22 protein-coding genes are annotated in these 25,809 nt (G+C 65.3%); 10 read left to right on the top strand and 12 right to left on the bottom strand.

Annotation, left to right across the window (positions count from 1 at the left end):
* Positions 1-7 precede the first annotated feature (7 nt).
* Positions 8-2,587 carry an ATP-dependent chaperone ClpB gene (clpB, locus tag ACZZZM_RS05495; RefSeq protein WP_463594100.1) on the top strand — a complete coding sequence of 860 codons (2,580 nt, stop codon included), beginning with the start codon at positions 8-10 and terminating at the stop codon, positions 2,585-2,587.
* Between the two features lie 141 nt (positions 2,588-2,728).
* Here clpB and ACZZZM_RS05490 read toward each other — a convergent pair whose 3' ends face one another.
* The 4 genes from ACZZZM_RS05490 to xseA form a co-directional block, all read right to left on the bottom strand.
* Entirely contained in the window at positions 2,729-5,881 is a 3,153-nt protein-coding gene (locus tag ACZZZM_RS05490; RefSeq protein WP_463594099.1) for a TonB-dependent receptor plug domain-containing protein, read from the bottom strand.
* A 256-nt stretch (positions 5,882-6,137) separates the two neighbouring features.
* Complete coding sequence (locus tag ACZZZM_RS05485) at positions 6,138-7,007, bottom strand: M23 family metallopeptidase (RefSeq protein WP_463596386.1); 870 nt, start codon at positions 7,005-7,007, stop codon at positions 6,138-6,140.
* 32 nt (positions 7,008-7,039) lie between these two features.
* Positions 7,040-7,237, bottom strand: coding sequence for a DUF2093 domain-containing protein (locus tag ACZZZM_RS05480; protein WP_463594098.1), 198 nt, complete (start codon positions 7,235-7,237; stop codon positions 7,040-7,042).
* Positions 7,238-7,252: 15 nt separating this feature from the next.
* Entirely contained in the window at positions 7,253-8,647 is a 1,395-nt protein-coding gene (xseA, locus tag ACZZZM_RS05475) for an exodeoxyribonuclease VII large subunit (protein ID WP_463594097.1), read from the bottom strand.
* On the opposite strand from xseA, the gene purD reads away from it, so the two are divergent.
* From purD to ACZZZM_RS05460, 3 genes are all read left to right on the top strand, one after another.
* Positions 8,646-9,911 (top strand): phosphoribosylamine--glycine ligase, encoded by a 1,266-nt coding sequence (purD, locus tag ACZZZM_RS05470; protein WP_463594096.1) that lies wholly within the window; start codon positions 8,646-8,648, stop codon positions 9,909-9,911. The genes xseA and purD overlap by 2 nt on opposite strands.
* A gap of 421 nt (positions 9,912-10,332) precedes the next feature.
* Positions 10,333-11,799, top strand: coding sequence for a vWA domain-containing protein (locus ACZZZM_RS05465; RefSeq protein WP_463596385.1), 1,467 nt, complete (start codon positions 10,333-10,335; stop codon positions 11,797-11,799).
* 72 nt (positions 11,800-11,871) lie between these two features.
* Complete coding sequence (locus ACZZZM_RS05460) at positions 11,872-12,687, top strand: hypothetical protein (protein WP_463594095.1); 816 nt, start codon at positions 11,872-11,874, stop codon at positions 12,685-12,687.
* Positions 12,688-12,776: 89 nt separating this feature from the next.
* On the opposite strand, the gene ACZZZM_RS05455 is transcribed toward ACZZZM_RS05460, so the two are convergent.
* The 4 genes from ACZZZM_RS05455 to ACZZZM_RS05440 all read right to left on the bottom strand — a co-directional run bounded on the left by ACZZZM_RS05455 (position 12,777) and on the right by ACZZZM_RS05440 (position 15,241).
* A complete protein-coding gene (locus ACZZZM_RS05455; RefSeq protein WP_463594094.1) occupies positions 12,777-14,090 on the bottom strand; it encodes a hemolysin family protein in 1,314 nt (437 codons plus the stop codon).
* A 93-nt stretch (positions 14,091-14,183) separates the two neighbouring features.
* Entirely contained in the window at positions 14,184-14,615 is a 432-nt protein-coding gene (locus ACZZZM_RS05450; RefSeq protein ID WP_463594093.1) for a nucleoside deaminase, read from the bottom strand.
* A 141-nt stretch (positions 14,616-14,756) separates the two neighbouring features.
* Positions 14,757-14,945: a YqaE/Pmp3 family membrane protein gene (locus ACZZZM_RS05445; RefSeq protein WP_463594092.1), complete on the bottom strand. Its 189-nt coding sequence runs from the start codon at positions 14,943-14,945 to the stop codon at positions 14,757-14,759.
* On the bottom strand, positions 14,945-15,241 hold the full coding sequence (locus ACZZZM_RS05440; protein WP_463594091.1) for a hypothetical protein: 297 nt from the start codon (positions 15,239-15,241) through the stop codon (positions 14,945-14,947). Before ACZZZM_RS05440 ends, ACZZZM_RS05445 begins: the two co-directional genes overlap by 1 nt.
* Positions 15,242-15,403: 162 nt before the next feature.
* Here ACZZZM_RS05440 and rpmB point away from each other — a divergent pair, with 162 nt between their 5' ends.
* Positions 15,404-15,700, top strand: a complete 297-nt coding sequence (rpmB, locus tag ACZZZM_RS05435; protein ID WP_463594090.1) for a 50S ribosomal protein L28 — start codon at positions 15,404-15,406, stop codon at positions 15,698-15,700.
* Positions 15,701-15,765: 65 nt separating this feature from the next.
* Here rpmB and ACZZZM_RS05430 read toward each other — a convergent pair whose 3' ends face one another.
* The 4 genes from ACZZZM_RS05430 to ACZZZM_RS05415 all read right to left on the bottom strand — a co-directional run bounded on the left by ACZZZM_RS05430 (position 15,766) and on the right by ACZZZM_RS05415 (position 21,082).
* Positions 15,766-16,773 (bottom strand): esterase-like activity of phytase family protein, encoded by a 1,008-nt coding sequence (locus ACZZZM_RS05430; RefSeq protein WP_463594089.1) that lies wholly within the window; start codon positions 16,771-16,773, stop codon positions 15,766-15,768.
* A gap of 169 nt (positions 16,774-16,942) precedes the next feature.
* Entirely contained in the window at positions 16,943-17,665 is a 723-nt protein-coding gene (gene phbB / locus ACZZZM_RS05425) for an acetoacetyl-CoA reductase (RefSeq protein ID WP_463594088.1), read from the bottom strand.
* A 38-nt stretch (positions 17,666-17,703) separates the two neighbouring features.
* Complete coding sequence (gene hemH, locus ACZZZM_RS05420) at positions 17,704-18,702, bottom strand: ferrochelatase (protein WP_463594087.1); 999 nt, start codon at positions 18,700-18,702, stop codon at positions 17,704-17,706.
* A 124-nt stretch (positions 18,703-18,826) separates the two neighbouring features.
* Positions 18,827-21,082 (bottom strand): xanthine dehydrogenase family protein molybdopterin-binding subunit, encoded by a 2,256-nt coding sequence (locus ACZZZM_RS05415; protein ID WP_463594086.1) that lies wholly within the window; start codon positions 21,080-21,082, stop codon positions 18,827-18,829.
* A gap of 115 nt (positions 21,083-21,197) precedes the next feature.
* Between ACZZZM_RS05415 and lgt the strand changes: the two genes are divergently transcribed.
* Genes lgt through ACZZZM_RS05390 form a run of 5 tightly spaced genes read left to right on the top strand, consistent with a single transcriptional unit; the run spans position 21,198 to position 25,807 of the window.
* On the top strand, positions 21,198-22,085 hold the full coding sequence (gene lgt, locus ACZZZM_RS05410) for a prolipoprotein diacylglyceryl transferase (protein ID WP_463594085.1): 888 nt from the start codon (positions 21,198-21,200) through the stop codon (positions 22,083-22,085).
* A 5-nt stretch (positions 22,086-22,090) separates the two neighbouring features.
* Positions 22,091-23,188, top strand: a complete 1,098-nt coding sequence (locus ACZZZM_RS05405; RefSeq protein WP_463594084.1) for a class I SAM-dependent methyltransferase — start codon at positions 22,091-22,093, stop codon at positions 23,186-23,188.
* Positions 23,185-23,688 (top strand): N-acetyltransferase family protein, encoded by a 504-nt coding sequence (locus tag ACZZZM_RS05400; protein ID WP_463594083.1) that lies wholly within the window; start codon positions 23,185-23,187, stop codon positions 23,686-23,688. The genes ACZZZM_RS05405 and ACZZZM_RS05400 overlap by 4 nt, the downstream gene beginning before the upstream one ends.
* A complete protein-coding gene (pgeF, locus tag ACZZZM_RS05395) occupies positions 23,685-24,440 on the top strand; it encodes a peptidoglycan editing factor PgeF (RefSeq protein WP_463594082.1) in 756 nt (251 codons plus the stop codon). The genes ACZZZM_RS05400 and pgeF overlap by 4 nt, the downstream gene beginning before the upstream one ends.
* 47 nt (positions 24,441-24,487) lie before the next feature.
* The gene (locus tag ACZZZM_RS05390) at positions 24,488-25,807 is read left to right on the top strand and encodes a cystathionine gamma-synthase family protein (protein WP_463594081.1); all 1,320 of its coding nucleotides are present in this window, start codon (positions 24,488-24,490) and stop codon (positions 25,805-25,807) included.
* Positions 25,808-25,809: the final 2 nt, after the last annotated feature.

Here is a 25,809-nt window from a genome sequence, read left to right as displayed (position 1 = left end):
GACAAACATGAACCTCGAGAAATTCACCGACCGCGCCAAGGGCTTCCTCCAATCGGCGCAGACCGTTGCGATCCGGATGAGCCATCAGCGGATCGGCTCTGAGCATCTTTTGAAGGCATTGCTCGAAGACGAGCAGGGCATGGCAAGCGGACTGATCGCAGCCGCGGGCGGCGACGCCAAGCGCGCGCTCGCCGAAACCGATGCGGCGCTTGGCAAGATCGCCGCAGTATCGGGCGGCGGCGCGCAGCAGACTCCAGGGCTGGATAACGACGCGGTACGCGTGCTCGACCAGGCCGAGCAGGTCGCGCAAAAAGCCGGCGACAGCTTCGTCACGGTCGAGCGGCTGCTGCTCGCACTGACGCTCGCTGCGACCACGCCCGCGGGCAAGGCGCTTGCCGCGGCGGGTGTGACCCCGAACAATCTCAATGCCGCGATCGAGAAATTGCGCAACGGCCGCACCGCCGACACCGCCGGCGCCGAGGACCGCTACGATGCACTCAAGAAGTTCGCGCGCGACCTGACTGCCGATGCTCGCGCCGGCAAGCTCGATCCGGTGATCGGGCGCGACGAGGAGATTCGTCGCACCATCCAGATTCTCGCGCGGCGCACCAAGAACAATCCGGTGCTGATCGGCGAGCCCGGCGTCGGCAAGACGGCGATCGCCGAGGGCCTGGCGCTACGTATCGTCAATGGCGACGTGCCCGATGGCATCAAGGACCGCACGCTGATGGCGCTCGACATGGGCAGCCTCATCGCGGGTGCCAAATATCGCGGCGAATTCGAGGAGCGGCTCAAGGGCGTGCTCGACGAGGTCAAGGCCGGCGAGGGCGATATCATCCTGTTCATCGACGAGATGCACACGCTGATCGGCGCGGGGAAATCTGAAGGTGCGATGGACGCGAGCAATTTGCTGAAACCCGCCTTGGCGCGCGGCGAACTGCATTGCATCGGCGCAACCACGCTCGATGAATATCGCAAGCATGTCGAAAAGGACCCCGCGCTCCAGCGGCGCTTCCAGCCGGTGTTTATCGGCGAGCCGACCGTCGAGGACACGATCTCGATCCTGCGCGGGATCAAGGACAAATACGAACTGCACCACGGCATCGATATCGGTGACGGGGCGATCGTCGCCGCCGCGACCTTGTCGAACCGCTATATCACCGACCGCTTCCTGCCCGACAAGGCAATCGACCTGATGGACGAGGCCGCTTCGCGCATCCGCATGGAGGTTGAGTCCAAACCCGAGGAAATCGAGAATCTCGACCGGCGGATCATCCAGCTCAAGATCGAGCGCGAGGCGCTCAAGAAGGAAACTGACGCCGCATCGAAGGACCGGCTTGCCAATCTGGAGTCCGAACTCGCCAATCTCGACCAACAATCGAGCGAGTTGACCAGCCGCTGGCAAGCAGAGAAGGAGAAGATCGGCGCCGAAACCACACTCAAGGAGCAACTCGACGCGGCGCGCCTGCAGCTCGACCAGGCGCAGCGATCAGGCGATCTCGGCAAGATGGCCGAGCTCAATTACGGCACCATTCCCGCCCTGATCAAGAAGCTTGAGGAGGCTTCGGAGGCTACCGAGGGCGCGATGCTACGGAAGAAGGTCACCGCCGACGATATCGCCGCGGTCGTCGCTCGCTGGACCGGGATCCCGATGGAGCGGATGATGGAAGGCGAGCGCGACAAATTGCTCGCCATGGAGGCGGCGCTGGGCAAGCGAGTGATCGGTCAGTCCGACGCAGTGAAAGCCGTGGCCACCGCGGTGCGGCGTTCGCGTGCGGGGCTGCAGGATCCCAATCGGCCGCTCGGCTCGTTCCTGTTCCTAGGGCCGACCGGCGTCGGCAAGACCGAGCTGACCAAGGCGCTCGCCGAATTCCTGTTCGACGACCCAACTGCGATGGTGCGGATCGACATGAGCGAATTCATGGAGAAGCACGCGGTCGCGCGGCTGATCGGCGCGCCCCCCGGCTATGTCGGCTATGAGGAGGGTGGCGTGCTGACCGAGGCGGTGCGGCGCCGGCCCTATCAGGTGGTGCTGTTCGACGAAGTCGAGAAGGCCCACGCCGATGTGTTCAACATCCTGCTCCAGGTGCTCGACGACGGGCGGCTGACCGACGGTCAAGGCCGCACGGTCGATTTCTCGAACACGATCATCATCCTGACTTCGAATCTGGGCAGCCAGTACCTCGCCAATCTAGGCGAAGGGCAGAGCACCGAGAGTGTCGAGCCGCAGGTGATGGAGATCGTTCGGGCCCATTTCCGTCCCGAATTCCTCAATCGTCTCGACGAGATTATCCTGTTCCACCGGCTCGCCGCCGATCACATGGCGCCGATCGTCGATATCCAGGTCGGGCGGCTCGCCAAGCTGCTTGCGGATCGCAAGATCCAGATCGAGCTGTCGGATGCGGCCCGCGCCTGGCTCGGGCGGGTGGGCTATGATCCCGTCTATGGCGCGCGGCCCTTGAAGCGCGCCGTCCAGCGCTACTTGCAGGATCCGCTCGCTGACAAGATCCTGCGCGGCGAGGTCCGCGACGGCTCCGTGGTGAAGGTCGAAGAAGGCGATGGCGCGCTCGATCTGACCATCGTCTGATCGCCCTCCCCCGGCGCAGCAAGGCCGCGGTCACTCCGATGACCGCGGCCTTTTGCTTTCCGGCTGTTGCGCGCTGCCGAGGGCAAAAAGAAAGGGCGGCCTCTTGCGAAGCCGCCCCTCTTTTTCGGTAGTCAGGTTCGACTAGAAGTCGACCTTCGCGCCAACGCGGAAGTAACGGCCCAGGATGTTCGGGCCCGACCATGCCGGGTTGTACTGACCGATGCTGTAGCCGCCCGACGGATCGAAGACCGGCTTGATGTTCAGCACGTTCAGAACGTTCGCGTAGATCATGAACTTGTCGTTGATACGCTGGCTGATGCTGAAGTCGACGTTCCACTGGGCCTTCGTCTCGCAAAGGACCGGCGTCACACCATCTTCATACGTCACGACCGAGCCACCGATGGAACCGCGGCAATCGCCCTTGGTCCCGCCGTAATCGATCGACGCCAGGTCGAGACCGCTGGTGTAATACGCCGTCACGGTAGCAGTGGTGCCGCCGGTCTGGATCGTATTCTGCCAGCTGCCACGCCACTTCGGCGCGCCCGAGCACGACGTCACGTCGCACGGCGAAAGCGTACCGGCATATTCCTCGACACGGCCGGGGAACACGCGGTTGAACTTCAGCGTGAGCGAAGCTTCGAACGAGCTGGTCAGGGTAACGTCGTTGAACAGCGGAACACGAGCATTCATGCCGAAGTCGAGGCCCGAGACACGCTGCGAGTCAGTGTTCTCGAACGAGGCTTCGATGAACCCGATGTGCGGAAGCGCATTCGGGAAGTTGATGTCGGGCTGTGCCGGGAGAACGTTGATGCCCGGAATGTTCACGACGCCGTTGTTGCCGTAATACTGAGCGAACACCTGATCGATGTCGTACGTAGCGTTGGCAATCAGATCGCGCACTTCGATGTTGAAGTAATCGATCGTGAAGCTGACGTTACGGATCGGCTCGAAGATGGCGCCCAGCGTCCAGCTGGTCGACTTCTCCGGGTTCAGTGCCGCGTTGCCGATCGAAGTCTGACCGACGGGGAACTGGCCCGTAGCATAGGCATTGCCGCCGTGCGCTGCGACGAATGCCGCATAGCCCGGAACCGCCGTCGACAGCTGACGGGTGACGTAACCGGTGGTCGGCAGGCCGAACGCTTCGTTGAACGAAGGGATACGGAAGCCCTTCGAATAGGTGCCGCGAATGGCGATCTGCTTGATCGGGGTGAACTTGGCGCCGATCTTCGGCGAGAAGTTCGACTGGCCCGACGAGTAATCGTCATAGCGGCCCGAAGCGTTGACTTCGAACTGCGGCAGGATCGGTGCGTTGACTTCGAAGAACGCCGACTTGACGTTACGCGAACCGATCGCGCCGACCGCGTTGATCACATAATAGCGATCCTGCGGGCGAGCGGTGTTGGCCGGGTTGGCCGACGGGTTGTTGATCGACTCGTGACGATACGAACCGCCGACTGCCGCCTGGAGCGGACCGCCGGGAAGCTCGAACAGATCCTTCGCGAGGGTCGCCGAAACCTGCCAGAGGTCCGAGTTCGAACGGTTGGTCGAGACGGGCGCGATATAATCGCGGATCGTCTGGCTGTTCGCTTCGGGGTTGACGAAGTTGTAGGTGCCCTGAGCGACGACGTCCATGACGCGGCCGGGGATCAGAGTGTTGCGGTTGACGATGTCGAGCTGGACGTTCGAAACCGTAGCTTCGACCGAGTAGTTCCAGTCGTTGCCGAACGAACCGTTGACGCCCATCGCACCACGAAGGCTGCGAGCGCGCGCCGAGATTTCGCGCGGACGATCATAGGTTGCGAGCAGCTGTGCACGGTTGCCGGCAGCGGCGAACGGGTTGTTCGGGTTCAGCGTGCCATTGGCCGCGGTGCAGCCCGTGGTCAGGCCGGTCGTCGAGCCGACGCCACCTGCGCAGACATAGGCCGGCAGGTAGATGTTGGTCAGCGCGAAGGCCGTCGGCGGAGGCGTGGTGCCGTTGAAAGCAACCGGCGCACCCTGCGTGTCGGTGTTGACCTGGTAGTAGTTCGCTGCAGCATAGAACTGCGCGCGGTCACCCAGGTTCGCGGTGAAGCGGAATGCACCACCGAAACGCTCCTGCTTCGGCAGAACCGTCGAGTACAGCGCGCGGTTGTCGCGCGAGCACTGGAGCGGGCCTGCAGTTGCCGACAGGTTCTGCGGAACGTTGACCGGGGTCAGGTTACGGCAGCCTGCAGCGGCGTTGAGCAGGTTGAAGCGGCTGAGAACCGGTGCTGCGTTGGCTTCGTTGACAAGCGGCGTGGCCGGATTGTCGAGGATCGGAGCGCCGATCTGACGGACGGTCGGGACCGGAGTCGCGAACAGGCCGTTGAACAGCAGGCCACCGAGGCCAGCCTGAGCCGGGACAGCCGACGGGCGAACCGAGTTCTGGATGCCGTTGGCGCGGCAGACGGTCGTGCCAGCGGGAACGCCGAGATCGGTCGGACCCTGCGTGCCGGCTGCACGGCCGAGCGACGGGGCGCACATGCTGCTGAGGTTAGCCGAGTTGAACGGGAAATCCGTGTCACGGGCATAGAGCGCGTCGCTGCGCTGATATTCGCCGTTGACGTAGAAGTTGAAGCCCTGCTCTTCCAGATCGCCATAGCCGAAGGTGGCGTCGAAGCGCTGCTCGGGAGCAGTGCCACGCTGCGACACGCCGGCCGAAGCATTGATGTGAAGGCCCTGGATTTCCTTCTTGGTGATCACGTTGACCACGCCGGCAACCGCGTCGGCGCCGTAGGTCGACGATGCACCGTCGCGAAGGATTTCGATGCGCTCGATGATCGCGTTCGGGATCGTGTTCAGATCGACGAAGTTGCGGTGACCGTCGTCTGCGAGCGGGTACGGCGCCATGCGCAGGCCGTCGAAGATGGTCAGGGTCGACTGCACGGTCAGACCGCGCAGCGAGACTGCGTTTGCGCCGGTCGCGAAGTTGTTGCCGTTGTTCCAGCCCTGCGTGATCGTGCCGGCGCCATTGGCCGAAACGCGCTGCACTGCTTCTGCGACGGTGTTGATGCCGCGCTGCTCGAGCGTGGCTGCGCTCAGCACGGTGACCGGCGACGGGGTTTCCGCGTCGGTGCGGCGGAACAGCGAACCGGTGACGACGACGGTCTCGCCATCGTCCGCCTGCTGGTCAGCGGCGGGAGGTGTCTGCGTCGTGGTGGTGGTGGTCGTCGTGTCCTGCGCGAACGCAGGCGCAGCGAACATCGCGCTGGCAAGGACGAGCGCCGACAGGGCAGAGCCCCCGCGCAGGCCGCTGGTGATCTGGGTCTTCTTCATGAACTTCCCTCGCTTGGTCCGGCCGTTTCGTTGTGCCCCGGCCGGGGTGTCTCCCCGCTTGACCTCCCACGCGCAGCGCGCACTTCGGGCAAAGCTTGATTACGCTCGATGAAGATGGACCGGGTCGCTGTAAAGCTGCCATTCAGATTGCTGCGCCCGCTTTTGGCTTACCTGTATCCAAAATGACACATTGCCGCGCATTTTGTTGCGTGCGGGGGCCTAAATCTGTTCGTTTATGTTGCGGTCGCGAGAAGGATCATTCGGCCGCGGGCATAGGTCCGGCGATCAGCAGCGGATCGATACGCGCATCGCGCCATTTGAGACTCCAGTGGAGATGCGGACCCGTCGCGCGGCCGGTCATCCCAACTGCGCCGATCGGCTGCCCCCGCCGGACATGCTCGCCGACGCGCACGTTGATCTTGGACAAGTGCATGAACGCGCTGTTCAATCCGGCGCCGTGATCGACCATCAGCAGATTGCCCTCCAGCGTGAAGGGCTTGGCCGCAGCCAGGACGACGACGCCGTCCGCGGGCGCTAGCACGACGGTGCCGGTCGGGCGGGCGACATCGATGCCCGAATGATAGGAGCCGGGTTCGCCGGCATAGATGCGCTGCGAGCCGAACAGCGTCGAGATCCGGCCGGTCACCGGCCACAGGAAATTCTGCCGCCAGCCCGCCGAATCGCTTTGCATGCGCCGGGCGCCGTTGATCTGAGCTAGTTCGGCAGGGCGAAGCCGCTCGAATTCAGGGCGCGGCACTGGATATTTGGGCAGGGTGTTGAGCCGCGAAATGTCCCAGGCGCGCGGCGCGATGACGAGCTGGCGGCGCACCTGCTGGCCGTTGCCGAGCGTCGCCACCAGCGTAGCGGCGAGGCCATGATCGCGATCAAAGGCGATGAGGAAGCGACGGTCGGACGCGATCGGAACCGCCGCGCCGTCGAGCGTGAGCAGGGTCGCGCCCTTGGGGGCGGTGCCGATCACGGCGCCACCCTGAATCATCTGGCCTTCGAATGCGAAACGGAGCGCAGGATCGCTCTGGGGCGCGGCCGGGATCGCTGCGAACGGAGCGACATCGGCAGCATCGGCGATCGGCAGCTGGATGCAGGTGCCGAGGAGCACCCATGCGATTGCAGTGGCTGGAAGACGCGCGGCGAGCCCCATCAGCCGTGCATTGCCTTGGCCGCGACCTCGGCGCTGGCATAGGCCTCCTGCTTGGCGACGCTCCAGTAACGCAGCGCCTCGATCGCGATCCGCTCGCCGCTGACTGCGCAGACGACATGATCGCCCGGCGCAAGCACGCGGAAGCCATTGGCCATATAATGCAGCCGCGCCGGGCGCGCGGTGTTCGACATCAGCATCGTCTTTTCTCCGCCTTACAACAGGCTCGGCTGTTCGGGCTTTCCGGCTGCATAGGGTTTGCCGCCGGGCCGCTCAACCTTGGCGTCTACCGTGCCGTCCCTGAATTGGAGCGTAATGGCGCCCGCGGCGCGGGCGTCCGCTACGGTCATGACCACCTTGCCGCTCGCCTTGGCGCCGACGCGGACATAGCCGCGCTCGAGCAGCTTGTCGGGATCGACCAGCTCCAGATGCCGCTCCACTGCTTGGAGCCGCTGCCGCGCAGTCTCCAGCCGCTGGCTGAGCATCGCCGGGCGAAGCGCGCCTGAGGAGCGTTCGAGCTGGCTGCGCGCGATCGTCACGCGGCGCTCCAGCGCACGATCGAGCCGGCTGCCGAGATCGTCCATCTTCTGGCGCTGCGGGCCGAGCAGGGCATCGCGGCGTGGGAGGACGCGGACCAGCGCCGCCAGCCGCTCGCCCGCGCGCTCATGATAGCGCCGCGCGCAGCGTTCGGTGCGCAGCGACAGGCTGGCGATCGTGTTCGCCACTTCAGCGCGCACGGGGACGGCCATTTCGGCGGCGGCGGTGGGCGTCGGCGCGCGCAGGTCGGCGGCGAAGTCCGACAGGCTGGTATCGGTCTCGTGCCCGACCGCGGAGATTAGCGGGATCGAGCAAGCGGCGATCGCGCGGACGACGACTTCTTCGTTGAACGCCCACAGGTCCTCGATCGAACCGCCTCCGCGCGCGACGATGATGAGATCGGGTCGCTTGACCGGGCCATCGGCGGGAATCGCATCGAAGCCGCGGATCGCCGCCGCGACTTCGGCCGCGGCGCCATCGCCCTGCACCTTGACCGGCCAGACCACGACATGGGTGGGAAAGCGGTCCTCGAGCCGGTGGAGGATGTCGCGGATCACGGCGCCGGTGGGCGACGTGACCACGCCGATGGTGCGAGGCATGTATGGCAGCGGCTTTTTGCGTTCGCGATCGAACAGGCCTTCCGCTGCCAGGCTGGCCTTGAGTTTCTCGAACAACGCCATCAGCGCGCCTTCGCCCGCCAGTTCCATCCGCTCGATGACGATCTGATATTTGGAACGGCCGGGATAAGTCGTCAGCTTGCCGGTCGCGACGACTTCGAGCCCGTCCTGGGCGCTGAACGGCAGCAGCGATGCAGCGCCGCGCCAGATTACGCCGTCGATCACAGCGTCGGCATCCTTGAGGCACAGATAGGCATGGCCCGAGGCGGCACGCTTCCAGCCCGAAATCTCGCCGCGCAGCCGGACATGCCCGAATTCGCCCTCGACCATGCGCTTGAGCTTCGACGAAAGCTCGCTGACGCTCATCGCGGCTGCGTTGTCGCCGGGCAAAGCCTCGGCTACGAGCCGCCCAACACCATTCTCAGAAACGCTTTCGTCGAAAAAGGGGTCGGGCATGAATGTCCTGTTGCTGGGTTCGGGAGGCCGTGAACATGCGCTTGCCTGGAAGCTGGCGCAATCACCGGCACTCGAAAAGCTATGGGCGGCGCCCGGAAATCCGGGGATCGCGGAATATGCCGAACTAGCCGACATCCCGGCGAGCGACCATCGTGGAATCATCGATTTCTGCCTGCGCCACTCGATTTCGTTCGTGGTGATCGGTCCGGAAGCGCCGCTCGTCGCCGGGCTTGCCGACAATTTGCGGACAATGGGGATCGGAGTGTTCGGCCCCAACAAGGCCGCTGCACAGCTCGAAGGCTCTAAGGGCTTCACCAAGGATCTCTGCGCACGCGAGAATATCCCGACTGCAGCCTTTTCGAAGGCGGAGTTGAAGGATGGCGCGCTCGCGGCCCTGGACGATTTCGGCGTACCGGTGGTGATCAAGGCCGATGGGCTGGCGGCGGGCAAGGGCGTGACTGTGGCCATGTCGCGGCTTGAGGCCGAGCAAGCCGTGGCGGCGATCTTTGAAGAAGCCGGGGCGAGCGTAGTGATCGAGAAATTCCTCGAAGGTGAAGAAGCCAGCCTGTTCGTGCTTACCGACGGGACGACATTGTTGCCCTTCGGATCGGCGCAGGATCACAAACGGGTCGGCGATGGCGATGTCGGGCCGAACACCGGCGGAATGGGCGCGTACAGCCCCGCCCCGGTGCTGACCCCCGAGCTTGAGGCCCGCGCGATCGAGACGATCGTGCGCCCGACGGTCGAGGCCATGGCGCGGATGGGCTCGCCTTATTCGGGCGTGCTTTACGCTGGGCTGATGCTCACGGCCGACGGCCCGAAGCTGATCGAATATAATGCCCGGTTCGGCGATCCTGAATGCCAGGTGCTGATGCTGCGGCTGGAAGACGACCTGCTCGAACTGATGGTCGCAACCTCGCGCGGCGAACTTGCCGGGCGCGAGCCGCCGCGATTCTCGGAGGACAGCGCGCTGACCGTGGTGATGGCAGCGAACGGCTATCCCGCCACTCCCGAGAGTGGCGGCGCGATACGCGGCGTGCACGAAGCCGAGACCAATGGCGCGAAGGTATTCCAGGCCGGCACGCGGATGGAGGGCGAGACGCTAGTCGCCAGCGGTGGTCGCGTGCTCAATGTCACGGCATTGGGCCGCAATGTCCGCGAGGCACAGGCCGCGGCGTACAAGGCGGTCGATGCGATCGATTTCCCCGGCGGCTTCTTCCGCCGCGACATCGGCTGGCGCGAGATCCAGCGCGAGAAACTCTAGCCGTTTCAGCCGACGCCGAACGAAGTCGAACACCCTTGATCTCTTAATGATACAAGATAACATAACCGTTCATCCTCGGGTCATCGCGGCTTCGTGACAATCCCGAGAGACGTAAGGGGAGAGTGATATGTCGCGTTCGGTGTTGCTGCTTGGTTGCTCCGCGATCCTCCTGACATCCGCGGCCCCACCGCCGCCCGACAGGCCTGGCGGAATCGGTCAGGATCGACGATCACCGGTGCGATGCGTGCCCCGGGAGCGCGAACGGTACAGTCGGCACGCAATGGGAGTGCAGGCGCAGGCAATGCAGCGCGTTCCGGCGCCGATGGTCATGTCCGAGCCGCGGCCCTCCCTCGCACCACCTGCACCGCCTGCGCCCATGGCCCCGCCGCCTCCGGTGGTATCCAGGGCGGCACCAGTGCCGATGGCGACCCAGGCCGCGGGCAAGGCCGGACGCACCACCCCCGAATATGGCTCGCGCGAAAATACCGAACGCTATGACGGCAAGGCAGTCGCCTCGATCCTGTCGGTCGCCGACCAGCCGGTCTCGACCTTCTCGGTCGATGTCGACACCGGCGCCTATGCCAATGTGCGGCGGATGCTTACCCAGGGCCGCGATGTGCCGCCAGAAGCCGTGCGCACCGAGGAACTGATCAACTATTTCCGCTACGATTATCCGCGGCCGGACAGCCGCGAGGCGCCGTTCAGCGTCACCACCGACATATCGACCACCCCCTGGAACCCCGACACCCGGCTGATGCGGATCGGGCTGCGCGGCTATGACGTAACTGCACGCGGCCGTCCGCCCGCCAATCTCGTATTCCTAGTCGATGTCTCGGGATCGATGGACGAGGACAGCAAGCTGCCCTTGGTCAAGAAATCGCTGTCGATGCTCGCCGACCGGATCGGCCCGCGCGACAAGGTTTCGATCGTGGCCTATTCGGGAACGGTCGCGACCGTGCTCGAGCCGACTTCCGACAAGAACTACATCCGTCAGGCGCTCGACTGCCTCTACGCCGAAGGCTCGACCGCGGGCGGCGAGGCGATGAAGATGGCGTACAATCTCGCCCGCACCAATTACCTTCCGGGCGGAGTCAACCGCATCCTGATGGCGACCGACGGCGATTTCAACGTCGGGGTCAGCGACAACAAGGCGCTGATCGACATGGTCAAGCGCGAGCGCGACAGCGGCATCACCCTGACCACGCTCGGCTTCGGCGCCGGCAATTACAACGAAGCGATGATGGAGCAGGTGGCCGACGCCGGGAACGGCAATTACGCCTATATCGACAGTGCGATGGAAGCGCAGAAGGTGCTCGACGAGGAGCTTTCCGCGACCTTGCTGACCATTGCCAAGGACGTGAAGGTCCAGGTCGAGTTCAACCCTGCCCAGGTCAAGCAATACCGGCTGATCGGCTATGAGAACCGGGCGCTGGCCGAAGAGGATTTCGCCAACGACGCAGTCGATGCCGGCGATATCGGCGCGGGGCATCAGGTGACTGCGCTGTACGAGATCGTCCCCGCAAGAGGTGCGGGCTGGCTCCCCGAGCGGCGCTATGAAAAGCCGCCCCAGCCGGTGGCCGGGATCAGCGGCGGCGAGTTCGCGCATGTGAAGCTGCGCTACAAGCTGCCGGGGGAAAGCGCGTCGCGGCTGATCGCCCGCCCGCTATACGCCAATCTGATTCACAATGCCCGCGCCCCCCAGGGCGACATGGCGTTCGTCACGGCGGTCGCAGCGTTCGGGCAGAAGCTGCGCGGCGACAAATATCTGAACGGCTTTGGCTATGCGCAGATCGGCGCGCTGGCCCCGGCATCGAGCAGTTACTGGCGCAGCGAATTCGTGCGGCTCGTCCGCCTGGCCGAATCGGGACAACCCCGCCGCCGCGAATAGGGTGTTGCTCGCCGCCGCCCGACGCTATGCAGATGCGGAAACACGCATCTGTACGGCGTCGGGAGCGCATGCATGAACGACCAGTTCCAACAGCTTATGAGCAATCTACCTCTATGGGCGAGGGATCCGGCAGTTCTTATCGGCGCAGGCGTGGTGCTGGCGCTGCTGGTGCTCTGGCTGCTCAGCCGGCTGACGCGCCGCCCGGTTCGCGACGTGGATTTTGCCGAGCCCGTTTATGAGGAAGAACTGCCCGTCGTCCGGCCGATCACGCCGCCGCCGGTCACCCCTCCCCCGCCGCCGCTGCTCGAGGAACCGCTCGCGCCGCCGGTGATCGAAGCCGCGCCCGAGCCAGTCGCCTTTGTTGCGCCGGAGCCGGCGCCTGAGCCAGCGCCTGTCTTCGAGCCTCAGCCTGAGCCTGCCGCTGAGCCGGAACCTGCAGCGATCGTTGCGCCCGCGCCCGAAGCATTGGCCGCCCGCGAGCCGGAGCCGAGCTCGCCCTATGTGCCGGACGAAGCGCCCGAACCTGCGCCGATGGCCGACGAGCCGATCGCTGCGGCCGCGCCTTTCGACGCGTCCCCAGCCTTGATTGCGGCCGATGTGCCGGAGCCCGCGCCCGAGCCCACCGCCGTGCCAGAGCTGGCCACGCCCGCGGCGGACGAACTGACCCGCATGAAGGGTGTCGGCCCGCGCCTGGCCAACCGGCTCAACAACGTGGGGGTCACCAGCTTCGCCCAGATTGCGGCGCTGACGCCCGAAGACGCCGATGCGCTCGACGCCAAGCTCGGCGATTTCCAGGGCCGCATCCACCGCGACCGGTGGATCGAGCAGGCCGGCTATCTGGCCAGCGGCGACATTGCCGGTTTCGAGGGGGTATTCGGGAAGCTGTGAAGGCGCAGAAGCCAGGGCCGTAATATTTGCGGCCTTTTCCTTGCGCCCTGCTCACAGGATGGGGCACCGACCAGCTCGGGTGATCGGCCTCAGTCTTCGCCGCGCTTGGTGATCTGGCTCACCAGCAGTTTGTCGATCTTGCGGCCATCCAGATCGACGATCTCGAAGCGCCAGCCCTGTTCGGTGAAGCGCTCGCCTTCCGCAGGCAGATGCTTGAGTACTGCCAGCGCGAGCCCCGCGACGGTGGCGTAGTCGCGGTCTTCGGGCAGGTCCATTCCCAGCCGATCGGCGAGCGCATCGGCAGGCATCGCGCCCGAGACCAGCAGCGAGCCGTCTTCGCGGACCACGACGTTGGGATTGTCGCCAGGATCGCTGTCTGAGACGAAATCGCCAGCGATCGCCGCGAGCAGATTGGCGGGGGTCACGATCCCTTCGAAATGACCATATTCGTCATGGACGAGGCCCATCGGGACTTCGGCGCGGCGGAGCGCGCCAAGCGCATCCATCGCATCGACCTGATCGGGGAGCACCGGCGCGATCCGCATCAGCGTGCGCAGGTTGAGCGGCTCGCCGCGAAAGAGTGCCGCGGCGATGTCGCGGGCCTGGACGACGCCGATCACGGCATCGACCGAGCCCTCGGCCACCGGCAGGCGCGTGTGCGGAGTCGCGAGCAAGGCGTCACGAATGCCGTCGCCGTCAAGATCGACATCGAGCCAATCGACTTCGGTGCGCGGCGTCATCACTTCGCGCACCGGGCGGTCGGCAAGGCGCACCACGCCCGAGATGATCGAGCGCTCATGCTCCTCGATCACGCCGGACTTGCTCGCCTCGGCGACGATCAAATGGAGCTCCTCGGCGGTGACACGGTTTTCCGATTCGCGGTTGAGGCCGATCACGCGGAAGATCAGCGCGCTCGATCGATCGAGCAGCCAGACGATCGGCGCCGTGATTCGGCTGAGCCACAGCATCGGGATCGCCATGATCGCCGCGATCGGCTCAGGCGAGCGCAAGGCGAATTGCTTGGGCACCAGCTCGCCGACGATCAGCGAGGCATAGGTGGTGATCGCGATCACAATGCCGAAGCCCAGGGTCTGCGTGGTCTCGGGCGAAAGCCCCAGCCATCCCAGCCGCTGCGCGACGGGCATGCCGAGGCTCGATCCAGAATAGGCGCCGGCGACGATACCGATCAGCGTGATGCCGATCTGGACGGTTGAGAGGAACTTGCCGGGATCGGAGGCGAGCAGGATCGCGGTCTTGGCGCCGCGCTTGCCGACCCGCGCCAGCGCCTCCATCCGCGCCGGGCGCGCCGAGACGATGGCAAGCTCCGACATGGCGAAGAGGCCGTTGATGGCGATCAACACGAGGATGATCGCGACGTCGATCCAGGGAAAGGGGGCCTGCATGGTGTGGCGCCCTCATATCCGCACTGTGCGGCGGCGCACAACTACCAAGGATTAGAGATCGACTTTTCTCCCTCGTGACGAAGAGAGGAAAGTTCAACCGCGCCGCTCGCGGAAGAAATCGCGGAGCAGCGCGCCTGCCTCGTCTTCGCCGATTCCCGAATAGATTTCAGGGCGGTGGTGGCAGGTCGGCTGGGTGAAGAAACGCGGGCCATGCTCGACTGCGCCGCCCTTCGGATCGCTGGCGCCGTAATAGAGGCGCGCGATGCGGGCATGCGCAATTGCACCGGCGCACATCGCGCAGGGCTCCAGCGTGACCCACAGGTCGCAATCTTCGAGCCGCTCGCGGCCAAGCGCGGCTGCGGCGTCGCGGATTGCGCGGATCTCGGCATGGGCGGTGGGGTCGTGGAGAGTGCGGGGAGCGTTGGCGGCGGTGGCGATTACCTCGCCGTTGCAGGTCAGAACCGCGCCCACAGGCACTTCACCCGTCTCCGATGCGGCACGAGCGGCGTCGAGCGCTCGGCGCATGGGTTCGGGTAAGGGGAACATGGGGGACGGGTTAGCGCCCCAGCCCTCAAACGTCATCCCCGCGCAATCGGGGACCCAGGGTTATGAAACGATGCCCTGCTCGGCTCTGAGTCCCCGCTTCCGCGGGGATGACGAATTGGGCTAGGCCGCAGCCAGCGGCCTGGCGTCGCTCCGCAACACCGTCCACAACGCAAACGCCGCGCCCGGCAGGAACCCCAGCACGGTCAGCCCGCAGGCAATCAGGAAATCGCGCCCCGGGCCGCGGTGAAGGTACACGCCGAGCGGCGGCAGCAATGCCGCCGCGGCGATGCGGCCCGGGGTCGCGCGCATTAGTTGGCGGCAGGCGTCGGGCTGGCGCCCGGGGCCTGCTTCACTTCGATCGTGGGCAATGTCACCGTCGTGTTCTTCATCTCAACCGTCGGAAGCGTAACACTCTTGTTGGTGGTTCCGATCCCGACCGTGCCGGTTTCGGCCTGAATCGTGGGCAGCTTGCCGCCCTGCATGTCGAGCGCCACGCTCGGCAACGAGCCCGGAGTCGATTGGGTGATCTTGAGCATGCCCATCGACATTAGCACCACCACCGCGATTGCGATCAGCCCGATCAGCACCAGAAGTCCGCGCATCATTCATTCTCCCCAAAACTGAATCGCTTGCGTAATTAACAAACATCAACCACGGGGGTTGCGTCCGCACAAGGCTTTCCTTGGGCGAATTGGTTGACGCTCCGTCCCATTGCGGGTATCGGCGCGGCCTTTCCGGCACACTGCCTAGAACCAGGATTTATTGCGATGTCGCGCATTTGCGAGCTGACCGGCAAGGGCCGGATGGTGGGTAACAACGTTTCCCACGCCAACAACAAGACCAAGCGCACCTTCCTGCCGAACCTGCAGAACGTGACGCTGATCAGCGATACGCTGGCCAAGAGCGTGCGCCTGCGCGTCTCGACGCACGGCCTGCGCTCGGTCGAGCATAATGGCGGTCTCGACAATTGGCTGCTCAAGACCAGCGACGACGATCTCTCGCTGCGCGCCCGCCGCCTGAAGCGCGATGTGCGCAAGGCGACTGCCGAGAAGTCGGCCGCCTAAACTTTCCTATTTAAGGAAAAGCGTCAGCCCGTTCTTCCATGGGGAAGAGCGGGTTTTTCGCGTTGCTAGTGTTCCAGCCGGAACTTGAGCAGCAGCGAGCGTTCCCAGAATTGCTGATTGTCGTCTGAGGCGATCCACAGGATCGTGTCCTCGCCCTCGCGCGTCACGGCCAGCGCTTCGAAATTGTCGTGGAGCAGCGGCGCGGCGAAATGCGCAATCTCACGGCCCTGGACCGCGGCGCCCGGCCGAATCGCCTTGCCGTCAATCAGCACGAGTTTGGCAGTAAACAGGCCCGGAAGCGCGAAGCGCCGGTTGAGGACCAGCAGGCGGCCATCGGGCAATTCGGCCATGTCGGTCGGGTTGAACCCCACCGGCGGGACATATGTGAAGCGGAAGCCCTGGTCCGGTCCCTCGGTCGGATCGCTGGCAAACATCAGCGCCTGGCGGCCGGTTTGCGCCAAGGGGCCGCGCGGCCGCGCGCTTTCGCTGATGACGACGAAGCGCCCGTCGCGCAGCCGCACCATCGATTCGGCGCCGCCATTGGCCGACCAGTCCTGCATCGCCGGCGGCCGGGCGAAGCGGACTTCGCGCATCAGCGTCGCGTCATACCGCCAGATCGCGTTCTCGCGCTCATAGCCCAGCCATATCCGGCCCGTCTTCGGATCGCTGGCGAGCGATTCCACATCGCGATCGGGCTTGTACTGGCCGGTTTCGGGACCCAGCGTCACATCGCCGAAACTGGGTTCGGACAGGCCGAAATCGGCATCCAGGCGAAAGCGGATGATATTTCCCGCATCGCTGACCAGCAGGAAGCGGTCCCCCGTGACTTGCATCGCCGAGAAGCCACCAAAGGCAGGATCGGGACTCTTCAGCTCGACGCCGCCTAGATACGTGAGCATGCCGACACGGATTCGGGCGGGATCTTTCGAATCCAAGGGTACGGAGCTGGCGATGATCCGCGCATCGCGCCCGAGCTGGGCACGCTGGCTGGGGTCCGACGCGTTTGCCAGCAGGCACAGAAGGAGCATTGCGATCGGGGCGAGGCGGCGCATCGCGCCGTCATAGCCGCTCATTCGGGCGCGGCCAGCAGAGATGAACGCACGGTAACCACGCTGTTCAGCAAGCCGTCAATGGAACCGCTTTAGATAACATGTGTTGTTCGCGTATCGTTTCCCTCGCGTAGCGTATCGAGGGTTGGGGGCCGGTTCCTAGCGAACCGGCCCCCTTCGATTCCAGAGCCCGTCAGTACATATGCTGCCCGCCATTCACTGACAGCGTCGATCCGGTGATGAACCCGGCATCCTCCGAGCAGAGGAAGCTGACGGTCCGCGCGATTTCACTGGCCTGGCCGAGACGGCCGACCGGGATTTTGGCGACGATCTTCTCGAGCACATCGGCGGGGACCGCGGCGACCATGTCGGTGTCGATATAGCCCGGCGCGATTGCGTTGACCGTCACGCCGGCGCGCGCGCCTTCCTGCGCCAGCGCCTTGGTGAAGCCGTGGATGCCCGATTTGGCGGCGGCATAATTGACTTGGCCATATTGGCCGGCCTGGCCGTTGATCGAGCCGATATTGACGATGCGGCCCCATTTGCGCTCGCGCATGCCGGGGAAGACTGCCTTGGCCATGTTGAAGCAACCGCCAAGGTTGGTGTCCATGACTTCCTTCCACATCTGGTAGGTCAGCTTGAGGATCGTGCCGTCGCGGGTGATGCCGGCGTTGTTGACGACGACATCTACGGGTCCAAGCTCATCGGCCACCTGCGCGCAGCCGGCCTGGCACGCGTCGTAATCGGCCACGTCCCATTTGTATGCCTTGATGCCGGTCCGCTCGGTGAACGCGCGGGCGCGATCGTCATTGCCGGCATAGTTAGCGGCGACGGTCATCCCCGCTTCCTGGAGCGCGACGCTGATCGCCTCGCCAATGCCCCGTGTTCCGCCCGTCACGATCGCTACGCGTGCCATAAATCTCTCTCCCATTGTTTCGTCAGAGGCTAGGCGGGCTACACCCAGCCTTCAAGCTCCCGCTGCAAAATGCTGCGCAGCATTTCTACCCCGCAATCGCTGTCGTTCAGACAAGGCAGATAAGCGAAATCGGTTCCGCCGCTGGCCAGAAAGGTCTCGCGCCCGCGGATCGCGAGCTCCTCGAGCGTCTCCAGACAATCGGCCGAGAAGCCGGGGGCGACGATGGCGATCTTCTTGATGCCCTTGGCCGGGAGTGCCGCGAGCGTCGTGTCCGTGGCCGGTTCGAGCCACTTGGCACGGCCGAAGCGCGACTGGAAAGTAACGGTCAGCTTGCGGCCAAGCGCCTCGGACAGCAGCCGTGCGGTCTTCTGGCAATGGCAATGATAGGGGTCGCCCAGCTCGAGCGTGCGCTGGGGCATGCCATGGAAGCTGGCGAGAATCGCTTCCGGCTCGAAATCGAGCGCCGCCAGGCTGGCTTCGACCGATGCCTTTAGCGCGGCTATATAAGTGGGATCGTCATGATAAGGCGGCAGCGTGCGGATCGCGGGCTGCCAGCGCATTTTCGCCAGTTCGGCAAACGCAGCATCGTTCGCGGTGGCGGTCGTGGCTGCGCAATATTGCGGGTAGAGCGGCGCGATCAGGATGCGCTCGCAGCCTTGATCCTTGAGAGCGCGGAGGCGTTCGCCGAGTGCCGGGCGGCCATAGCGCATCGCGTAATCGACGATCACCTCGGAGCCGAACGCGCCCTGCAGCGCCGTTGCCTGGGCGCGGGTGATCGCGGCAAGCGGCGAGCCATCCTCGCGCCATACCAGGCCATAAGCGTGCGCCGATTTCTTCGGCCGCGTGCGCAGGATGACACCCCGCAGGATCGGCTGCCAGACGAGCTGCGGTATCTCGACGACGCGCTTGTCCGAGAGGAATTCGCCTAGATAGCGGCGCACCGATGCGGCGTCGGGCGCATCGGGGGTGCCCAGATTGACGAGCAGCACGCCGATCTTGCCGGTAGCTACGGGGGGGTGATCGAGGGGCAATGCCATTATTTTTCCCCGGCGGAGGCCGGGGCCCAGCCCTCTAACCCGATTGCACGCGGCAGCATGTACCTCGGCGCTTCGCACCAAGCCTGGGCCCCGGCCGTCGCCGGGGGAAAATTCAGACCAACCATTATTCAGCGTCCGACAGGAGCGGCAGCCGGCGGAACCGGACGCCGCTTGCCGCTTGAAGCGCGTTGGCGATCGCCGGTGCTGTGGGGGGCACCGCGAGCTCGCTCACGCCGCCCGGATCGCTACCGCTGGCGATGATCTCGACGGTGATATCCGGCGTGCTGGCGAGCGTCGGCAGGTTCAGTCCGGCCATTTCGCGCACATCGGCGACATTCTCGGTAAACCCGGTGCTCGCCCCGATCGCCGCCGCCATGCCGAAAATAAGTCCGCCCTCGATCTGCTGCTTGACCAGGTCGGGATTGACCACGCGACCGCAATCGACCGCCGCGACCAGCCGCTCGACCTTGACCTGACGGCCAGCAAGCCGCGCCTCGGCCATTACCGCAATATAGGATCCGCGGAACATGTGCGCGGCGATGCCCTGCCCGCTTCCCGGCTGGCCGCCCTGCCAACCCCCCAATTGCGCGGCCATCTGGAGGCAGCGTGCAAGGCGCGGCTCGCTCCCGAGCATCGCCATGCGAAACGTCAGCGCATCCTGCTCAGCGACATGGGCAAGCTCGTCAATAAAGCTCTCGGTGAAGAAGGCGGTGTAGCTGTGTGCGCCCGAGCGCCAATAGCCAGTGGGCACGCCGATCGTCGCGGGATGATGATCGACTGCGAAATTGGGAAGGATGTAAGGCGGTGTAGCCCCGGCAATTGCCGAAGGGTCGCCCGATCCCGGCAGAGCGAGCGAGGCCTTCACGATCGCATCCCCACCGAGCAGGCGGTTGGCGAGCTCGCGACCGGTCTCTGGCGCAGCGATCTTGGCGAGCCAGCCAGTGACGCGGCCCTTGCCGTCGAGCTTGGCCGAGAGACGCCCGGCGGCGGCGGGGCGATAGCGATCGTGGCGGAAGTCTTCGCCGCGCGGCCAGGTGAGCTGGACCGGGCGGCCGATACGGACCGCGAGCAACGCGGCCTGCGCCGCGACGTCATGTTCGAGCTTGGCGCCGAACGAACCTCCGGCCATCGTCGCGTGGATGAAGACGCTGGCCTCACTCACGCCCGCGGCGCGCGCGGCGGCGCTGCGGGCGAGGCCCGGCGCCTGTGTGGGCAGCCAGAGCGTCAGCCGGCCGTCGGCGTAATTGGCGGTACAGGTCATCGGCTCGAGCGCAGCATGCAGCGCAAGGCCGACGCGATATTCGGCGCTGACCAGCTTGGCGCCCTTGAACTCGGCGCGCAAATCGCCTGCCGAAGCAATGCGTGCGCCCTCCTCTTCGAACGCGGCGGTGAGCGCGGCATCGATCGTGTCGGAATTGACGACGTTCTCAGGCGTCTTGAAGCGCGGGCGCATCGCATCGATCGCGCGCTCGGCGGCCCAGCTATTGTTTGCCACCGCCGCTACCCACTGGCTGGTAGTCACCACGGCGAGCATGCCGGGCACCTTGTCAGCGGCGGCACGGTCGAGCTTGACCAATTCGGTCTCTCCGGTCGGCCCCTGGCGGATCGAGGCGAAAACCATGTTGGGCAAGCGGATGTCCGCGGCGAAATTGACGCTGCCGTCGACCTTGGCGGGTGCATCGAGCCGCGGCACGCCTTGGCCATAGAGCCGGTCGGTCTCACCGGTGCGCAGCGGTACATCATCGGGCAGGCTCTCGTCCGCCGCCTCCCCGGCCAATTCACCAAAGCCGAGCTTCTGCTCGCCATGGACGACGAAGCCGCCCGCCGTGCCGCACGATTGCCAGTCGACGCTCCAGCGCCGCGCCGCCGCCTTGCACAACAGCACGCGCGCGGCGGCGCCGGCGTGGCGCAGATCGTTTTCGAAATTGCGGATCGAGGTCGAGCAGCCGGTGAGCATCAGGCCGGCGCGCGAAGCATGGGTGCGCTGCAATTGCTGGGGCAACCCGCCCAGCGCCAGCTCGAACAAGGTCGCGGCGGCGAGCGGATTTGCATACAGCGGATTGAGCGGGGCGGGCTCGACGCCGACCATCTTCCAATCCGCGCCCAGCTCGTCGGCGATTATCTGGGGCATGGAAGTGTAAACCCCCTGCCCCTCTTCGCACTGGGGCACGGCGACGGCGACATGCCCGTCGCTGCCGATCTTGAGCCACGCGCCGAACAGGCTCTCGCCGGGCGCCGCGGTGAGATTGGGGAGATAGGTCCGCGGCCACAGGCCCCAAGCGACCACCAGCCCCGCGCCGATCCCCCCGCCGATAAGCAGCGTGCGCCGGTCGGGCTTTTTGAGCTTCGACAGGTCGAGCTTGGGAAGGTCCAGCGCCATCGACGATGCTCTAGCTTGGCCCCCAGAATGTGTCATCGCCCAATTATCCTTCATCCCAACGAAGACGAGGCGAGAGCTATTGGGTTTGCAACCTAGCTGCTCTATCGAAAGGCCGATGAGCGATCTCCTGACCCTATCCGCCACGGCCGCGGGCCATATCCGTTTCGAGGACCTCGGCCTCAGCAAGGTCGCGCTCGATCTGGGGCTGTTCACGATCAAATGGTATTCGCTGGCCTATATCGCCGGCATCCTGATCGGCTGGTGGTATCTGCTCAAGCTGCTCAAGGAACCCGGCGCGCCGATGGGCAAGCGCCATGCCGACGATCTGGTGTTCTACGCGACTCTCGGCATCATCCTGGGCGGGCGGATCGGCTATATCCTGTTCTATGCGCCCGAGATGCTCGGCAATCCCATCCGCGCGATCAGCCTGTGGGATGGCGGCATGTCGTTCCATGGCGGCGTGCTCGGGGTCACGCTGGCAATCATCCTGATGTCGCGCCGCAACGGGCTCAATTGGCTGCGCGTGCATGATTATGTCGCCTGCGCCGTGCCGTTCGGGCTGTTTTTCGGGCGGCTCGCCAATTTCGTGAATGGCGAGCTCTGGGGCAAGCCGACCGACGTCTCGTGGGGGATCGTCTTCCGCGACACCGTCAATGCCGGCCAGATCGAGCCTGCGCGGCACCCGAGCCAGCTTTATGAGGCGGGCCTTGAGGGGCTGCTGCTGTTCGCGATCCTGTGGTTCTTCTTCTGGCGGACCAAGGCGCGCTACGAGCCGGGCAAGCTCGTCGGCATCTTCCTGCTCGGTTATGGCCTGTGCCGCTTCCTGGTCGAGTTCTACCGCGAGCCCGATCGCCAGCTCGTCTGGCTCGCCGACGCGACCGGGCTGCATATGGGCCAGTGGCTGTGCGTCCCGATGATCGCGGGCGGAGTGTATCTGATCGCGACCGCCAAGGGCCGCCGCCAGCGCGTCGAGCCGATCGTCGGTTCGGAGAGCGTGGCCTAGTCCAGGTGAGCGACGACAACCCCCTGACCGCCGCGCCCGAACAGCGCGCGGAGAATGCTGCCGAACCATTGCTCGGTGAACGGCTGGCGCGGGCGATCACGATGGCCGGGCCGATCCCGCTGTCGCAATTCATGGGCGCGGCGAACGCGCATTATTACGGCACCCGCGATCCGCTGGGCGCACGCGGTGACTTCACCACCGCACCCGAGATCAGCCAGATGTTCGGCGAGCTGATCGGGCTGTGGCTGGCGGATATATGGGACCGCGCCGGACGGCCGGCGGCGCGCTATGTCGAACTGGGGCCCGGGCGCGGGACGCTGGCGCAGGATGCTTTGCGGGCGATGGCGAAGGCCGGACTGACGCCGCCGGTCGATCTGGTCGAGACCAGCCCGATGCTTCGCGCGATGCAGGCAGAACGGGTGCCTCATGCCGAATTCCACCTCGACCTGGTGGGACTTGCCGACGATGCGCCTTTGCTGGTGGTCGCCAACGAATTCTTCGATGCGCTGCCGATCCGGCAATTGATTGCGACCCACGAAGGCTGGCGCGAGCGGTTGGTCGCGTGTCAGGACACGCTGTTCCTGCCGATCGCCGGGGACCGCGCTTTCGACATGATTATTCCAAAGCATCTGCTGCATTCGGAGCCTGGATCGATCCTCGAAACCTCGCCGGCGAGCGTAGCGATCCTGCGCAATCTGGCGGCGCGGCTGCTCGAACAAGGCGGCGCGGCGCTGATCATCGATTACGGCTATGAAGGCCCCGCCATCGGCGACACGCTCCAGGCCGTGAAAGGCCATGCCTACGCCAATCCATTCGACACCCCCGGCGAGGCCGACCTCACCGCGCATGTCGATTTCGCGACCTTGAAAGAGGCGGCCGAAGTCGAGGGGCTGGTGGTGTATGGACCAGTGACTCAGGGCGCGTTCCTCGAGGCGCTCGGCATCGCGACGCGGGTCGAGGCACTGGCCAAGGCCTCGCCCGAGCGCACCGAGCAACTCGCGATCGACCGCGCCCGGCTGACCGATCCCGAGCAGATGGGCGATTTGTTCAAGGTGATTGCGCTCACGGCCCCCGGGTGGCCGGTGCCGGCCCGGTTCGCATGAACTATCGCGACGCCACTGCCGCCGACTTGCCCGCGATCGACGCGCTCTTCCGCGAGAGCTTCGTTGCGACCTTCGGGCATCTATATGCGGGGAAAGATCTGGCGAGCTTCCTTGCCCAGTTTACGCCCGAGGCATGGGCGGGCGAATTCGCGCTGCTCGATTTGCGGATCCGCCTCGCCGAGGATGGCGAAGGCCTGGCCGGTTTCTGCAAGATCAGCGATCTCGAACTGCCGGCTCAAACCAGCGCGCGGACGACCGAGTTGCGCCAGCTCTATCTCAGCGATCGCGCCAAGGGCTCCGGCGCGGCTCAGGCTTTGATCGAATGGGCGATCGCCGCGGCGCAGGCGCGGGGCTCCGAAGAAATGTGGTTGTCGGTCTATATCGACAATCACCGCGCCAAGCGCTTCTACGAGCGCTACGGCTTCGAGGATCAGGGGCCGTACGCGTTCATGGTCGGCAATCATCAGGACGAAGACCGTCTGATGCGGCTGGTCCTGTGAGCGTCGAAGTCAATCGCGCGCGGGCGCTGGAAGGCGTGGCGCATGGCTTTCTCGGGCGGCGCGGCGGGGTCTCGACCGGAGTGCATGCCGGGCTCAATGTCGGCATCGGATCGCAGGATGATGCGGAGAGCGTCGCCGAGAATAGGCGCCGCGCGGCCGAGGCAGTCCTGCCCGGCGGCGAGCTGGTCACGGTCTATCAAATCCACTCTGCCGACGCAGTGGTCGCGAACGGCCCCTTCGCCGAGCGGCCGCATGCCGACGCGGTGGTAACCGACCGCCCCGGCCTAGCGCTCGGCATCCTCACTGCCGATTGCGCGCCCGTGCTGTTCGCGGACCGCGAGGCTGGCGTTGTCGGCGCAGCGCATGCGGGATGGAAGGGCGCACTCGGGGGCGTCACCGATTCCACGATCGCGCTGATGGAGACGCTGGGCGCCCGGCGCGATCACATCGCCGCCGCAATCGGCCCGTGCATCGCGCGCGCCAGCTACGAAGTCGATGACGGCTTCCTGCGCCGCTTCTCCGAGGCCGACCAGGCCAATGAACGCTTCTTCATCGAAGGGCGCGCCGGACACCATCAGTTCGACCTCGAAGCCTATGTCGCGCACCGCCTCGCCACGGCCGGAATCCGCACGGTCGAGATGCTCGGCGAGGACACTTATGCCCAGCCCGAGCGCTTCTACAGCTTCCGCCGCGCCACCCACGCGCAGGAAAGCGACTACGGCCGGCAGATTTCGATAATTGGTATCATTTGAGACGGTCTTTGCGCTAGAGGCCGGGCAATCAAAATCCGGAGACGAGCATGACCGACGAAACCGAAGCCGATCTGACCGGCGCCACTCCGCGCCGCCGCCCCAAGGCGAATGTCGAATCGGTCGGCGGGCGCAAGCTTCGTCCCGCGACGCTGATGATGGGACACGGCTACGATCCGATGCTTTCGGAAGGCTCGCTCAAGCCGCCGATCTTCCTGACCTCGACCTTCGTGTTTCCGAACGCCGCGGCCGGCAAGCGCCACTTCGAAGGCGTCACCGGCAAGCGCCCGGGCGGCGCCGAAGGCTTGGTCTATTCGCGCTTCAACGGCCCTAACCAGGAGATCCTCGAAGACCGCCTCGCGATCTGGGAAGAGGCCGAGGACGCGCTCGCTTTCTCCTCGGGCATGTCCGCGATCGCCACGCTCTTCCTGTCGATGACCAAGCCGGGCGATACGATCGTCCATTCGGGCCCACTTTATGCCGCGACCGAGACGCTGATCGGCCGCATCCTCGGCCGCTTCGGAGTCAAGTGGCTCGATTTCCCGGCAGGCGCGACGCGCGAAGAGATCGACGCAGTCCTTACAAAGGCCCGCGAGACCGGCGATGTAGCGCTGATCTATCTCGAAAGCCCCGCCAACCCGACCAATGCCTTGGTCGATGTCGAGGCCGTCCGCGACAGCCGCGATGCGATCTTCACGGGCGAAAACAAGCCGCCGATCGCGATCGACAACACCTTCCTCGGCCCGATCTGGGCGCAGCCGATGAAGCAGGGCGCCGACATCGTCGTCTATTCGCTGACCAAATATGCCGGCGGCCATTCGGATCTCGTCGCGGGCGGCGTGCTGGGCAAGAAGGACCACATCAACACGATCCGGCTGATGCGCAACACCATCGGCACGATCTGCGACCCGCACACCGCCTGGATGCTGCTCCGCTCGCTGGAAACGCTGGAGCTGCGCATGAGCCGCGCCGGCGAGAACGCCGTGAAGGTCTGCAACTTCCTAAATGGCCATCCCAAGGTCGAGAAGGTCGGCTATCTCGGCTTCCTCGAAGAGCAAGGCGATGCCCGTCAGGCCGATATCTATCGCCGGCACTGCATCGGTGCCGGATCGACCTTCTCGCTCTATCTCAAGGGTGGCGAAAAGGAGTCGTTCGCATTCCTCGACGCGCTCAAGATTGCCAAGCTGGCGGTGTCGCTGGGCGGCACCGAGACGCTGGCATCGGCGCCCGCCGCGATGACGCATCTGTCGGTCCCTGAAGAGCGCAAGCAGGCGCTGGGGATCACCGACAATCTGGTGCGCATTTCGATCGGCGTGGAAGACGCGGACGATCTGATCGCGGACTTCGAGGAAGCGCTGAAGGCAGTCTAGCC

The organism is Sphingomonas sp. AC522, from assembly GCF_979258125.1.
The sequence above is the reverse complement of the archived record's forward strand: the minus strand, read 5'-3'. Positions and strand labels throughout refer to the sequence as shown.

What these genes read in the sequence shown, in the direction of transcription:
- clpB (WP_463594100.1), top strand. Translation starts at nt 8, where the DNA reads ATGAACCTCGAGAAATTCACCGACCGCGCCAAGGGCTTCCTCCAATCG.
- ACZZZM_RS05490 (WP_463594099.1), bottom strand. Translation starts at nt 5,881, where the DNA reads ATGAAGAAGACCCAGATCACCAGCGGCCTGCGCGGGGGCTCTGCCCTG.
- ACZZZM_RS05480 (WP_463594098.1), bottom strand. Translation starts at nt 7,237, where the DNA reads ATGCTGATGTCGAACACCGCGCGCCCGGCGCGGCTGCATTATATGGCC.
- purD (WP_463594096.1), top strand. Translation starts at nt 8,646, where the DNA reads ATGAATGTCCTGTTGCTGGGTTCGGGAGGCCGTGAACATGCGCTTGCC.
- xseA (WP_463594097.1), bottom strand. Translation starts at nt 8,647, where the DNA reads ATGCCCGACCCCTTTTTCGACGAAAGCGTTTCTGAGAATGGTGTTGGG.
- ACZZZM_RS05465 (WP_463596385.1), top strand. Translation starts at nt 10,333, where the DNA reads ATGGCGACCCAGGCCGCGGGCAAGGCCGGACGCACCACCCCCGAATAT.
- ACZZZM_RS05460 (WP_463594095.1), top strand. Translation starts at nt 11,872, where the DNA reads ATGAACGACCAGTTCCAACAGCTTATGAGCAATCTACCTCTATGGGCG.
- ACZZZM_RS05455 (WP_463594094.1), bottom strand. Translation starts at nt 14,090, where the DNA reads ATGCAGGCCCCCTTTCCCTGGATCGACGTCGCGATCATCCTCGTGTTG.
- ACZZZM_RS05450 (WP_463594093.1), bottom strand. Translation starts at nt 14,615, where the DNA reads ATGCGCCGAGCGCTCGACGCCGCTCGTGCCGCATCGGAGACGGGTGAA.
- ACZZZM_RS05445 (WP_463594092.1), bottom strand. Translation starts at nt 14,945, where the DNA reads ATGCGCGCGACCCCGGGCCGCATCGCCGCGGCGGCATTGCTGCCGCCG.
- ACZZZM_RS05440 (WP_463594091.1), bottom strand. Translation starts at nt 15,241, where the DNA reads ATGATGCGCGGACTTCTGGTGCTGATCGGGCTGATCGCAATCGCGGTG.
- rpmB (WP_463594090.1), top strand. Translation starts at nt 15,404, where the DNA reads ATGTCGCGCATTTGCGAGCTGACCGGCAAGGGCCGGATGGTGGGTAAC.
- ACZZZM_RS05430 (WP_463594089.1), bottom strand. Translation starts at nt 16,773, where the DNA reads ATGAGCGGCTATGACGGCGCGATGCGCCGCCTCGCCCCGATCGCAATG.
- phbB (WP_463594088.1), bottom strand. Translation starts at nt 17,665, where the DNA reads ATGGCACGCGTAGCGATCGTGACGGGCGGAACACGGGGCATTGGCGAG.
- hemH (WP_463594087.1), bottom strand. Translation starts at nt 18,702, where the DNA reads ATGGCATTGCCCCTCGATCACCCCCCCGTAGCTACCGGCAAGATCGGC.
- ACZZZM_RS05415 (WP_463594086.1), bottom strand. Translation starts at nt 21,082, where the DNA reads ATGGCGCTGGACCTTCCCAAGCTCGACCTGTCGAAGCTCAAAAAGCCC.
- lgt (WP_463594085.1), top strand. Translation starts at nt 21,198, where the DNA reads ATGAGCGATCTCCTGACCCTATCCGCCACGGCCGCGGGCCATATCCGT.
- ACZZZM_RS05400 (WP_463594083.1), top strand. Translation starts at nt 23,185, where the DNA reads ATGAACTATCGCGACGCCACTGCCGCCGACTTGCCCGCGATCGACGCG.
- ACZZZM_RS05390 (WP_463594081.1), top strand. Translation starts at nt 24,488, where the DNA reads ATGACCGACGAAACCGAAGCCGATCTGACCGGCGCCACTCCGCGCCGC.